The following is a 12,343-nucleotide window of genomic DNA, read 5'->3' on the forward strand; positions in this document are numbered from 1 at the left end:
CATAGCTTGTTAATTGAGTCAGTATTTACACAACTGGCGAGTGACAGCCTATGACGAGTTTGTACATGCGAATATATAATTTAATTGAAGAGTCTTTATTTTATACCCTAACCAGAAAAATTTTTGGTAACTTAGGGTTCTTGTTTGTATTTCAGTTACTCACACTGGGGTGGCTATATTCATACCTTAGCGAGACAAACAGCGCATCGGCCAGCTTTTGGTTTCTTGCATTTACCTCTATAGTGGCGTTCATATTTACTTTTTTTTATATGCGTTTTTTAATCGTTCGTCCAGTCCAAGCAATGCGCGACAGGTTAGAACAAATAAATCGTCAAGATGGCGACCTGAATGCACAATTGCCACAGTTTACATACGATGAGTTTAGAGATCTCAGCGCACAGTACAATACATTTACAGCCCATTTGAGCGAACTACTAGGTAATACTTATAAGAGCGCTGAAGCAGCAACACTCAGTAATCAACAAGTGACCTATTCCATGACCAATACAGTGTCGGTTGGTGAACAACAAATTACTCAAGGTGATACCATCATCGCAGCCAGTGATAAAGTCACTCACAGTTTACAAAGTATTGTCAGTAATACGGACCAAGTTTATCAGGCCAATACTGAAAGCCTGCATTTTGTAAGAGGCTCGTCTCAATCACTACTAACACTTGTCAGTGAAGTACAGCAGATAACGACTTTACTTGGTAACTTTTCGACAACTGTTTCTGGCCTAAAAGAAAATAGCGACAATATCCGTAATATCCTCAAAATGGTTGAAGAATTTTCAGATCAAACGAACTTGCTTGCCCTCAATGCCGCAATAGAAGCGGCTCGTGCTGGGGAAGCTGGACGGGGGTTTGCCGTAGTCGCTGACGAAGTGCGCAACCTGTCTGTCAAAGTAAACGATGCCACTAGGCAGATCAGCGATTTTATCAATCAAATGGATCACCTTGTCAGTGAAACACATCAGGAATCTGAGCAACTGATCACACATTCAAGTGGCGCAGAAAAAGCCATCAGCGAGACCTCTCAAGGATTTGCTGACATGAGTGCTGATTTTGAGCGTAACCAATCACAATTAGAAGACATAGTCAGTGCAGTGCATCAACTTGAAGATACACAAAACCATACTCATCAAGCAGTACAACAAATTGTCGAGTTAGGCCAGTCGGCAAAAGAGCAGCTAGATTCTGCGCTCTCCGATTGCCAGCACGCTCATCAGCTGACGACGACGACTCAAAAAGAACTACAACGTTTTGTTTAAAAGAAAGCCCAGTTAAAACTGGGCTTTTTTCCAACGGTGAAAGCGCTTATGCACGTTCAATATCAAATGCAATTACCTCTTTGATAGAGGCTTTTCCCGTTGCCAACATCACTAACCGATCAATGCCTAACGCCACGCCTGCACAGTTGGGTAAACCCTGCTCTAGGGCTTTTAAAAAGCGATTATCTTTTTCAACTTTAGGTAGTGCCATTTGCTGACGTTGCAGGTTGTCTTCATCAAACCGTAGGCTTTGCTCTGTTGCATTGGTCAGTTCGTTAAAGCCATTAGCGAGCTCCATCCCTTTAAAATAAAGTTCGAAGCGACCGGCTACACGAGGATCTTGCTCGTTTAATTTGGCAAGAGCCGCCTGAGAAGCGGGAAAATGATAAACAAAACATGGTACGTTTTGTCCAATTTGAGGTTCTATCTCCATACAAAACAGCAATTGAAGTAAAGGGTCCACACTCGTCTCTTGAGCAGCTATCTCTGCATATCCATATTGTTCACATACAGCCTTCAAAGCATGCAATTCAATGGTCAGAGGATCTATAGATAGATATTTTTCAAACGCCGCTTGGTAGCTGATCCTCGTAGCTTTAGCACAAGACAGGATAGACTGCATCAACGCATCAATTTCGTCCATCAACAAATACTCATCGAATCCCGGACGATACCACTCTAACATTGTAAATTCAGGGTTGTGATGACGGCCTGACTCCTCGTTGCGAAAAGCTTTTCCGATTTGATAGATCGCCCCGCTACCTGCTGCAAGTAGACGCTTCATAGCAAATTCTGGCGAAGTCTGTAAGTATAGAGGGAGCCCTTTTGCATAACTGGGCCCAACAAATTGCGTGACGAATGTCGCTAAATGTACATCAGTAACTGACGCTTGACTCAAACATGGCGTTTCCACTTCAAAAACCTCACGCTCTGCAAAAAACGCGCGAATGCTTGCTAAAATTGCAGCGCGCTGTTTCAGTGTCTCAATGTCCGCACTTGGTGCCCATTTCACATCATTCATTATCAATCCCACATTATAATTTACATTAGGTCATAAAAAAATCTCGGCCAAGGCCGAGATTTTCTAACGTCTAAGTGTTCAAGTAAATAATTACTTTACGCGGCTCACGTATTCGCCTGTACGCGTATCAACTTTGATCACTTCACCAATTTGAACAAATAGTGGAACACGAACAACAGCGCCTGTTGTTAAAGTTGCAGGCTTACCGCCTGTACCCGCTGTGTCACCTTTTAGTCCCGGGTCTGTATCAGTGATCTCAAGTTCAACAAAATTAGGTGGTGTTACCGCTATCGGATTGCCATTCCACAATGTAATTGTGCATACATCGTTTTCAACCAACCACTTAACATTGTCACCCACTGCTTTTTCGTCAGCTGCGATCTGCTCAAATGTGTCGTTGTTCATGAAGTGCCAGAACTCACCATCTGCGTACAAGTACGCCAGATCAGTTTCCATCACATCTGCGCCTTCAACTGAATCGCCAGATTTAAACGTTTTTTCTAATACTTTTCCTGAGATCAACTTACGGATCTTAACTCGGTTGAAAGCTTGGCCTTTACCTGGTTTAACCATTTCGTTTTCTAGGATCGTACAAGGCTCGCCATCCATCATAATTTTTAGGCCGCCCTTGAACTCGTTGGTGCTATAATTCGCCATCGTATCCTCTAATCATCGTATTTCGAGTAATAAACCTGCTAATGATACAAATAAATGAAGTAAATTTGCATACTAACTGGCAAAAAGAATTGGCGAATGTCGTTACTTGCCCAGATACACTACTCAAAATGTTGGGTTTGGAGTCACATTTCAGTGCCAAAGATATTGCCGCAAAGCGACTTTTTCCGCTGCGAGTGCCCAGACCGTTTATCGCAAAAATGCGCTACGGTGATCCTCATGACCCTCTGCTATTACAAGTAATGCCCTTACATCAAGAGTTTATTGTAGCCAGCGGGTTCAATAAGGATCCATTAGAGGAGCAAGATGCCCCTGTTCCCGGCCTATTGCATAAATACCGTTCTCGCGTTCTTTTGATGCTCAAAACAGGCTGCGCCGTAAACTGTCGCTATTGCTTCAGAAGGCACTTCCCATATCAAGATAACCAAGTTAATAAACGCGCTTTGAAGCCAGTATTTGAGTATCTAGTTGCACATCCGGAAATTAACGAAGTAATTTTAAGTGGTGGAGACCCCTTGATGGCCAAGGATGACATGATCTGCTGGCTGTTAGATGAGTTAGAGGCCTTGCCACAGCTTAAGCGCATCAGGATCCATAGTCGTCTGCCTGTCGTCATTCCTGCAAGGATAACCGATAAGCTTTGTGATCGGCTGGCAACTAGCCGACTCAAAGCGATTCTGGTTAACCACATCAATCACCCCAATGAAATTGATGATGAATTTAAAACCGCGATGCACAGGCTTAAGCAAGCTGGTGTGACATTGTTAAATCAATCTGTGCTGCTAAAAGGGATCAATGACAGTACCCACACTTTGTCAGAATTGAGCGAGGCCTTATTTGATAGTGATATATTGCCTTATTACTTGCACCTACTCGATAAAGTCGAGGGCGCTAGCCATTTTGATATGAGCGAGTCCGATGCAACCAAATTAGTCGCCGAAATGTTGGAGATACTACCTGGTTTCTTGGTACCCAAATTGGTTAGAGAAATCGGCGGCAAACAAAGTAAGACGCCGATTGATTTGCATTTAAGTTAAAATGCAAACATCAGCGTATACTATGCATATACGTTGATGTTGTTGCCCAAAGTTGCCGTAACAGACTTTGCTGGAGTTTGCGCAGCGGCAGAACTACCAGCAGATTCAATTAAAGCGAGGGCTGCTCGTCCATCTGCTTGCTGTTGCTTTTTCGCCAGAGAAGCACTGTATACTTCACCACCTGGACCAGCGCCAGACATAGCAGGAAGGTTACTTCCGGAAATATTCATAGGTATTCACCTGACAAGTTTGATGGATCCAAGTAAAATATCGACCGATTTACTCAGGACTTTAGGAAAAACATGCAAGCAATCATCGAAAAACTCAACGAAAACTTAAAAGTTGTTTATCGTCAGTCACTTGATGCAGATAAAAAATTAGATGAATTACAGCAACAAGGGCATGGCAAATTCTCATCACTTTTTAGCAAAGATGCTGGGTTTGAATTCGAAGCCAAGCGTTTTAAGCCTTATGTACTTGATGTCGCTGCTGATGTAGATAAATTGAGTAAATCAGAACAGCTCGATGAAGTTCACCTAAAGAAAACCGTGTTTAAGTTGCAGCAGCTGCTTCAGCTACTCGCCACATTTAAATAAAAAGAGCGCCTAAGCGCTCTTTTTATTTAACTGCTGGCTCGACATCATCTTTATACCAGTCGCTCAGCAACCGCTTATCGTAATAAAACTCAGAATCTCTACCAAATTTTATTCGATCCATAAAATTCATATCCTTTAGTACTTTTGATTGTGCTTCAACAACCACTTTACCTGCGTTGTCCGTTACGCTGTATGTAATTTTCAAGCGAGGAAAATAAATAGGCTTGATAATACGAATATCATTCATGTTAAATCTAACATCTCCAGCCAAGTCAATATCTTCAAATTTTACAGATAAGGTATATCCATCTGGCATATCTGCCGCCAATTTATTTAAATGCGAGTCAAATTGCTTGGCGATGCGCTTGTGATATCCACCACGAGTTTCTTTTGCAGGAAACACATCTCTGTATTCTTTAAAATCTAGCCATGCCACTTTCACTTCACCAGCATTGGCCATCATGGGCATCAGCATTGCCACAATTGCATAGTTGATAAGTTTCATCATTTACTCCTCTGGTTAGCCTGTATGTTCATATTCTGCTCATCACACTGAACAAAAACTTAAGGGTTACACTCATTAACAGGCTTTTACTGGCGTTCACGATTTGTCGTTGCGAACGCCACGATTTTGCTAGTGTTGAACTTTGATACGATAAAACAACGCATAAAGCACAGGTACGATGCCCAGTGTAAGTAACGTGGAAAACAATAGCCCACCCATAATACCAAGCGCCATAGGCTCCCACATTTCACCACCGCCTAAATATAGTGGAATTAATCCAAATACTGTTGTTGCCGTCGTCAACAGAATTGGACGCATACGTTGCTGTGCCGCTGAAATAATACCTTCAACAGGATTTTCCGGGGTGTTTTCCAACTCTATTTTGATCCGCTCCAACAATACAATCGCATTGTTTATCACAATACCCGCAAGCGAAATAATGCCAAGTAAGGTCATAAAACCAAAAAATGACTGTCCTACTAGTAGACCCAAGATCACGCCAATAAATCCCAGTGGGATAGTAGTTAATACAATAATTGACTTGCGAATAGAGTTAAATTGACCTATCAGTAAGATGACAATTATAAAGACTGCAATTGGCATCTTGTCCGCTATTGATTGGTTCGCTTTTCCTGATGATTCTGCTTCACCACCTAATTCATATGAATAGCCAAATGGCCAATTTTGCTTTTGCTCCTCTAGCCAAGGGACGAGGGCCGCAAATCCTTCATTCGCTGTAATACCATCTAGTTGTGCACCAACCGCGACGGTTTTTAACCTGTCACGACGCAAAATCTGTGCACTTTCCCAAACTACCTCAATGTCAGCAACCTGCTTTAGTGGCACTGAAGCGCCTGTCGCTTGAGAGTAAACCATCATGGCTTCTAGCTTACCAATATCATCTCTATCCGCTGCGACAGAGCGAAGCGTCACAGGAATCAATTCGTTACCTTCACGATATTGTGTTAATTCCAGGCCACTAAAGCCTGTCTGCAATGAACTTGCGATATCTTTACTCGACACTCCAACACGTCGTGCGCGAGTTTGGTTTATTTTTATCTGTACTTTTTTACTCGGCAAACCCCAGTCGTCACTTACCGCCTTCAGTCCAGGAGTTGCAGCCATTTTCGCTTTTAATTGATCAACAATGGCCATCAGCTTGTCTTTGTCATCTCCTGAGAGCCTAACTTCTACCGGGTTAGCAATCGGCGCTCCATTTTCTATTTTACGCTGCTTTATTAACAAATCAGGATGACGGCTTAATGCGTACTGCTCAATATCAACCATTAATGAATCAATCAGCTTATATGACGTCGTACTGACTATCATCAGTGCATAGTTAGCACTGGTAGGCTCAGGGTTGTGCGTTAGCAAAAATCTCGGCCCACCACTGCCGACGTAGCTCACCCACTGCGTAACGCCCTCTGGGCGCTCACTTGATACAAGCAGTTCTTGCTGTATATAGCTTTCCATGTCTTTTACTAAGGCTTCCGTTGTTTGCAGTCGCGTGCCAATCGGTAGCTCTAACTCGACTTTAAAATAGTCACGATCAGATGGTGGGAAAAATAGCTTAGGAATAAACTGCATTCCTTGAAGTGCAATAAAAAACGCGGCGATACTGGCTAATAGAGTGACCCAGCGATGGCGGATCATGGTCGTTAACAGATTTTTATAGCTTAAATAGATCCCTGAATTATAGTCAGCTGATTGAGATTTAACGCGTGTAAAGTACACACATAACATTGGGATCATAGTCATAGCCAGTAGCCAAGAACACAACAGTGTGATCGTTACTACCTTAAACAGAGATGCAGTATATTCACCAGTTGAAGACTCAGCCAAGAAAATTGGTAAAAATGCGGCCCCCGTGGTCAGCGATGACACCAATAAGGGGACTTTTAATTCATCCGCCGAATCAACCGCCGCATCAATCGCAGCCTTACCTCGCTCCATTTGGACCATAATATTTTCAGACATTACAATGCCATTATCAACCAACATACCAAGTGCAATAATCAAAGCCGCTAGAGAAATTTGGTCAATACTGATATGGAAAAACGACATCACTAAAATGCCAAATACCATACTCATTGGAATGAGACTTGCCACTATTAAACCGGTACGTAGTCCTAGTGTGAACAACATCACTAAGGTGACGACAAGAACCGCTTGTAGTAAGTTAGAAACAAAGTCACTGACCTTCTGCTCAACTTCTTTTGGCAAAAACGACAACAGCTTAAATTCAACACCTATAGGGTAGACACTTTCCAAATAGTTTAGGGTCTCAAGTACTTGCTCTCCCAGCGCAATATTGTTGCCACCATGGCGCATTGAAATCGCCAAGGTTAAGCCATCTTCTTGGCCAACGCGTACTTTCGATTTTGCTGGGTCTACATAGTCACGATATACGACAGCAATGTCTGAAAGCAGCAAAACCTGCTCGCTACCAGGTACATTGATGATTGTATTGGCAATGTCTTCTACTGATTCAAAGTTGCCACTTGGCTCCAATGCCAATGTTTCATCATTGATATAAATAGAGCCACCGGGGTTAACGATATTACGTGCCGCCAATTGCTCTTTAAGTTGACTCGGTGAAATCCCTAAGGCGCCTAATCTCGCATTTTCAAATTCGATAAAGACCCGCTGCTCTTGGTTTCCATAAATCTCTACCTTTGCAGCTTCAGGTAAGCGAAGTAATGTGTCTCTTACCTGCTCAGCCACATCCTCCATTTCACGATAACTATACCCTTCAGCTGTCAGACCGATCACAATGCCAAATACATCTCCAAACTCGTCATTGACGATAGGCGTTTGTGCGTCACTAGGAAGGTCTTGTTCAATACTTTGAATTTTACGCCGCAGGTTGTCCCAAATTGGCCGCATATTCTTGTAACTTTCTTTAATATTGACACTGACAATGGAAACACCTGTTTTCGAGGTACTACTAACAAAATCGAGTTCCGGAATTTGCTGAACAACCTTTTCGATTTGATCCGTTACCAACTCCTCAACTCGTTGTGGACTCGCACCAGGAAAGTAAGTAATAACTTGCGCTGTCCTAATAATAAAACCCGGATCATAGTCCTTTGGCATTTTATTAAATGACGCAATACCAAAAAACAGTAACGCCGCAACCAACACCCATGTTGTGCGATTGTTTTCTAAAGCAAGTCTGGTTATATTCACTGTGCCTCCTTGTTAAACTTTACAAGTTGACCTTCACTTACCTTGCTCATGCCCGCAGTAACAATATACTCCCCTTCAACCACACCACTGATCACTGGAAACCCTAATGTTGAAACTTCACCAATCACGATAGATTTTTTCTTAATTTCACCTTTGCCAGCGCCCGCAGGCTCAACTGTCCAGACATAATTTCCTGATGCGTCTTTTAGTACAGTATTGATTGGCAGGTATAATCCACTTTTATTGACATCAGCACCTTTTGCTAAAACTTTGGCGGTCATTCCCGGTAAGATGTTATAGTTTTCAGGGCGAGTCATACTCAAGGTAACTTCATACGCTTTGGTGACTTCATCTGCTTGCGTACTTACTTCAACAAAGTCCAACGGAAAAGTCTTATCTGGTATTCCAGAAAATTCGGCTATGATATGTTTGGGTGCATCTTTAGATACTTTTATCATCAGGCTTTCTGGCACGTTCACCTTAAGTGTGACATGTTTTATATCCTGTAGCGTTGCAACTACCTGCTTAGCCTGCACTTCTTCAAAACGCTCTATATAAGTTCTGGCAACCACCCCAGAAAAAGACGCTTTCAAACTCGTATAAGACAAGTTATTTTTTGCGTTGGCTAGTTTGCTTTTTGCACTTGTAAAGTGAGATTGCAGCTGATCGTAGTCCGATTGTGAAATTGTACCGGACTTGATCAACTGTTTCGCTCGGCTGAAATCAGCCTGTGCTTTGTTATAGTTAGCTTGGGCATCATCTAGTGATAACTGATAATCTGTTGTATCCAGCTTTGCTATAACATCGCCTAATTGAATTTCTTCACCTTGTTTTACCAATAAATCAGTGACTTCACCTGATACTTTAAAAGATAGATCTGCGGATGATGCTGCATCTACAACAGCTGGAAACTCGACTAAAGGACCGTCTACCTGAGAAGAAAGCAACAAGGTCCTCACAGGACGAAGTTGTTCAGATTGCTGCTGTGGCTGCTGATCTGAACAACCGATTAATGCAAGGCAAATTGACGCCATTACACATAGCTGCTTGCTTTTTATTATCTTCATGAAAGCTCCTTTAATTCTATTTAACATCGCGATGTTTTGTCATCGCCGTAACAAAGTTATTTATCCACACATCCAGCACTTCTTTAACCGCTGCCACATTCTCTGTTCCATCTGCCTTTAAAACAGTATCTAGCTCTTTATGCGCGGTCATCATCACAACGGGTTGAGGGTTATTGCCAAGATAAAAAGCGGACTCCAAAGATACATGTGTCAGCGCTTCAGTTTGCTCAGTTGCAGCAAGGTAAGCCGTCTTCCCTGCATTATAGACTAAGCGAATTGGAACAAAATCTCTTACTTGTAATGCAATCGGTTCAAACTGAACATCTGTAAATGCACCTTCTATCATCAATATTTGCTCATTCAAGTTAAGCGGCTTTTCCGTCACTACCTGAAAATAAGGGGTCAGCTTTTCTACCATTTTTGATTGCATGTAGTGGCTTAACTTAGCAACATGTAGCGGATTTATATTCAAAAACTTCGACTCTTGAACATTGATCCATACCTCAAACTGAGGAATATACAGTACTTCAACCTGACTGAGCACCGATTGATCGAACGTGCTGTCCACATAAAGCTCAGTATCCTCATATTCTTCAGAAGGGGTTAAAGAATCATAACTCGGTAAAAAGCCTGAACGCGTATTTTGTGGGGTAGATGTGCATGCAGAAACAATACATACAAATGTGATAATTAGTACAGTACGAAACCAAATCATAAGCCGCTCCATAATCAATTCATTTCCTGTGGTTGTAGCACAATCAAAATAGATACTTTGATCTCATTTGAAATCAAATGTAATTTACAAATACAATTATAGTTTTATCCCCATAAACTAAGACGAATAGCTCAGACTGCGAATAACTAAATAAGTGCAAAATTATCTTCAATCACTCGCTTATACGAACTATTTTGGGAACTAAGTTATGAAATTGTAATTAAGTATATGATATGAAGTTAAAACGAAAAAGATAAGCAATAAATTAAGATGAGAAAAATAGATAGAATCAAGCTGGAGAGCATGCCTCCAGCTTTGAAGAAACAACGACAGCAAGCTATCAAATAGTAAGCTAATTACAGGTTGCCCCGAATAACTCCTACTGCTAACCCTTCGATATTAAACACTTCCTGCTCAAGATCGACTTCAATCGGTGAAAAGTCCTCGTTTTCAGCGTGTAAGAATACTTTTTTTCCTACTTTTTCAAACCGCTTTACAGTCACATCCTCTTCAACACGGGCAACTACCACCTGACCGTTGTTTGCGACTTGAGTGCGATGAACCGCTAACAAATCTCCGTCCATAATACCAATATTCTTCATGCTCATACCGTTAACGCGAAGCAAGTAATCGGCTGAAGGCTGAAACATCCCCGGGTCTACTTTGCAGTGATTTTCGATATGTTCCTGCGCTAAGATAGGTTCGCCTGCGGCTACACGCCCAACCAGAGGTAATCCGAGTTGCTCGGGTTCATCAGGTTCAGCTAAACGAATCCCTCTACTGGCACCTGGTACCATTTCTATAACGCCTTTTTTGGCAAGCGCTTTCAAATGCTCTTCTGCCGCATTTGCACTGCGAAAACCGAGAGACTCCGCTATTTCAGCTCGCGTTGGCGGCATACCTGTGTCTTTGATAAAAACTTTGATGAGTTCAAAAACTTGTTCTTGTCGTTTGGTTAATGGTCGCATATAACTGGTTTTCCATACAGTGCATTTACTGTGAGTATATACAGTTAAAATTAAATCGCAATGCTAATCGTTGAATACTTAGGCAAATTATGAAAACAGCAAAATGATTAGCGCTAAATGAGTAGAAACAACGGTAAGATTATGCACATTAAATAAATCAAAAGAGGCATGCAAAGGAGATAAAACAGTACTTCATATTGTGCTTTTCCAGCCACTCTTCATCTAAGGCCAACAGAGCCCAATTTAATTAAAAGACAATGCGACTGGTTCACTTGCTCTTTTATTAGTGGATCTTCGTTAATAATGATAATGCTTTTAAATATGTAATCCATGGCATGGATTAAATAGAGTAGTACCTACTTCACTGCAACTTTTAATAATTAATAACTTTAAAAATCGTAATGTTTAGCTCGAATCTGATAGTTAGAAGATTATAATATTGCTTAAAATTAGAGCTGTGATGCAAGAATTAGAAATTGTGGTTATGAATAGAACATAGAGCTACTTCAAGTAGCTCTATTTATCATGTTAGCAAGCCGTTGTAGTATATGTTCCTGGACAAGTTCTTGTACCCGTACACTCCCACGTTTTAAATAGGCCGCCGGCAACTTGTGGTGTCATCTCAGCAGGAACGTTGGCTTTATCATAGCTAATTACTTTGATGTTTTTCTTTTTTAATTTTAATAACATATTTATCTCCTTATTGACTACAACAAACCTAGCAGTATTTATTATTACTTTCAACATAATAAACGATATTATTTTTCAAAATTGTAATTTCATTAATACCAATACAACAAAAAGGAATTAAAAACATTTCTTAATAAAGTAACTACAACCTTGGAGAAATCGCTCTATTTCTGAAACCTTCTTTTCAACCCTTTTCAACATCGAGCAAAGCACTAATCACAGCGAGCGAAGCGAGTGCGTTCAATTTGCGCAAGGTGAAATGAGCTAATTTAACAGTTGCTAAGGCCGCTACCCCTTTTCGTCACCCTGAACTTGATTCAGGGCCTAGAGTGCAAAAGGCTAGCGACAGCGAACGAAGTGAGTACGCTTCTTTTGCGCAAGGTGAAATAAGCTAGTTTAGCTGTTGCTACGGGAGTGTATTTAAAAGGCGTAAAGAATTAACACTGTGAAGTTTGCTCCCTTCACCTTGCGCTTATCGTGCAAAAGGCTAGCGACAGCGAACGAAGTGAGAGCGCTCTTTTTGCGCAAGGTGAAATGAGCCGTTTTAACCACTGCTGAGGGACTTAAACGAAAAAAGCCCGACTCTTTCGAATCGGGCTTTCTTTTATT

Annotated in this window: 13 protein-coding genes; 3 read left to right on the forward strand and 10 right to left on the reverse strand. The window is 41.5% G+C overall.

Features of this window, described 5'->3' with window-relative positions; all coding sequences use genetic code 11:
* Positions 1–65 precede the first annotated feature (65 nt).
* A complete protein-coding gene (locus QNM18_RS27135; RefSeq protein ID WP_284138941.1) occupies positions 66–1,271 on the forward strand; it encodes a methyl-accepting chemotaxis protein in 1,206 nt (401 codons plus the stop codon).
* A gap of 46 nt (positions 1,272–1,317) precedes the next feature.
* Here QNM18_RS27135 and epmA read toward each other — a convergent pair whose 3' ends face one another.
* Both epmA and efp read right to left on the reverse strand, forming a co-directional pair.
* A complete protein-coding gene (epmA, locus tag QNM18_RS27140) occupies positions 1,318–2,292 on the reverse strand; it encodes an elongation factor P--(R)-beta-lysine ligase (RefSeq protein ID WP_284138942.1) in 975 nt (324 codons plus the stop codon).
* A gap of 90 nt (positions 2,293–2,382) precedes the next feature.
* Entirely contained in the window at positions 2,383–2,949 is a 567-nt protein-coding gene (efp, locus tag QNM18_RS27145) for an elongation factor P (RefSeq protein WP_211013549.1), read from the reverse strand.
* Between the two features lie 41 nt (positions 2,950–2,990).
* On the opposite strand from efp, the gene epmB reads away from it, so the two are divergent.
* A complete protein-coding gene (epmB, locus tag QNM18_RS27150) occupies positions 2,991–4,004 on the forward strand; it encodes an EF-P beta-lysylation protein EpmB (protein WP_284138943.1) in 1,014 nt (337 codons plus the stop codon).
* 20 nt (positions 4,005–4,024) lie between these two features.
* Here epmB and QNM18_RS27155 read toward each other — a convergent pair whose 3' ends face one another.
* Positions 4,025–4,234, reverse strand: a complete 210-nt coding sequence (locus QNM18_RS27155) for a hypothetical protein (protein ID WP_046356942.1) — start codon at positions 4,232–4,234, stop codon at positions 4,025–4,027.
* Between the two features lie 72 nt (positions 4,235–4,306).
* On the opposite strand from QNM18_RS27155, the gene QNM18_RS27160 reads away from it, so the two are divergent.
* Positions 4,307–4,600, forward strand: a complete 294-nt coding sequence (locus QNM18_RS27160) for a prephenate dehydrogenase (protein WP_211013547.1) — start codon at positions 4,307–4,309, stop codon at positions 4,598–4,600.
* 22 nt (positions 4,601–4,622) lie between these two features.
* Here QNM18_RS27160 and QNM18_RS27165 read toward each other — a convergent pair whose 3' ends face one another.
* From QNM18_RS27165 to QNM18_RS27195, 7 genes are all read right to left on the reverse strand, one after another.
* Positions 4,623–5,108: a DUF3016 domain-containing protein gene (locus QNM18_RS27165; protein WP_417714875.1), complete on the reverse strand. Its 486-nt coding sequence runs from the start codon at positions 5,106–5,108 to the stop codon at positions 4,623–4,625.
* A 126-nt stretch (positions 5,109–5,234) separates the two neighbouring features.
* Positions 5,235–8,294: an efflux RND transporter permease subunit gene (locus QNM18_RS27170; RefSeq protein WP_284138944.1), complete on the reverse strand. Its 3,060-nt coding sequence runs from the start codon at positions 8,292–8,294 to the stop codon at positions 5,235–5,237.
* Positions 8,291–9,361, reverse strand: a complete 1,071-nt coding sequence (locus QNM18_RS27175; protein WP_211013545.1) for an efflux RND transporter periplasmic adaptor subunit — start codon at positions 9,359–9,361, stop codon at positions 8,291–8,293. Before QNM18_RS27175 ends, QNM18_RS27170 begins: the two co-directional genes overlap by 4 nt.
* A 16-nt stretch (positions 9,362–9,377) precedes the next feature.
* On the reverse strand, positions 9,378–10,076 hold the full coding sequence (locus tag QNM18_RS27180; protein WP_211013544.1) for a DUF3313 family protein: 699 nt from the start codon (positions 10,074–10,076) through the stop codon (positions 9,378–9,380).
* A 356-nt stretch (positions 10,077–10,432) separates the two neighbouring features.
* Positions 10,433–11,044 (reverse strand): transcriptional repressor LexA, encoded by a 612-nt coding sequence (lexA, locus tag QNM18_RS27185; RefSeq protein ID WP_211013543.1) that lies wholly within the window; start codon positions 11,042–11,044, stop codon positions 10,433–10,435.
* Positions 11,045–11,572: 528 nt separating this feature from the next.
* Positions 11,573–11,734, reverse strand: coding sequence for a hypothetical protein (locus QNM18_RS27190; RefSeq protein ID WP_211013542.1), 162 nt, complete (start codon positions 11,732–11,734; stop codon positions 11,573–11,575).
* Positions 11,735–12,154: 420 nt separating this feature from the next.
* On the reverse strand, positions 12,155–12,343 hold a 189-nt coding region (locus tag QNM18_RS27195), incomplete at its 5' end, for a hypothetical protein (protein ID WP_284138945.1).

Origin of the sequence: Pseudoalteromonas obscura, from assembly GCF_030135505.1 — a bacterium.
Taxonomy (GTDB): Bacteria; Pseudomonadota; Gammaproteobacteria; order Enterobacterales; family Alteromonadaceae; genus Pseudoalteromonas; species Pseudoalteromonas obscura.

Coding starts and splice junctions, on each gene's coding strand:
- QNM18_RS27135 (WP_284138941.1), top strand. CDS start 66: ATGCGAATATATAATTTAATTGAAGAGTCTTTATTTTATACCCTAACC.
- epmA (WP_284138942.1), bottom strand. CDS start 2,292: ATGAATGATGTGAAATGGGCACCAAGTGCGGACATTGAGACACTGAAA.
- efp (WP_211013549.1), bottom strand. CDS start 2,949: ATGGCGAATTATAGCACCAACGAGTTCAAGGGCGGCCTAAAAATTATG.
- epmB (WP_284138943.1), top strand. CDS start 2,991: ATGATACAAATAAATGAAGTAAATTTGCATACTAACTGGCAAAAAGAA.
- QNM18_RS27155 (WP_046356942.1), bottom strand. CDS start 4,234: ATGAATATTTCCGGAAGTAACCTTCCTGCTATGTCTGGCGCTGGTCCA.
- QNM18_RS27160 (WP_211013547.1), top strand. CDS start 4,307: ATGCAAGCAATCATCGAAAAACTCAACGAAAACTTAAAAGTTGTTTAT.
- QNM18_RS27165 (WP_417714875.1), bottom strand. CDS start 5,108: ATGATGAAACTTATCAACTATGCAATTGTGGCAATGCTGATGCCCATG.
- QNM18_RS27175 (WP_211013545.1), bottom strand. CDS start 9,361: ATGAAGATAATAAAAAGCAAGCAGCTATGTGTAATGGCGTCAATTTGC.
- QNM18_RS27180 (WP_211013544.1), bottom strand. CDS start 10,076: ATGATTTGGTTTCGTACTGTACTAATTATCACATTTGTATGTATTGTT.
- lexA (WP_211013543.1), bottom strand. CDS start 11,044: ATGCGACCATTAACCAAACGACAAGAACAAGTTTTTGAACTCATCAAA.
- QNM18_RS27190 (WP_211013542.1), bottom strand. CDS start 11,734: ATGTTATTAAAATTAAAAAAGAAAAACATCAAAGTAATTAGCTATGAT.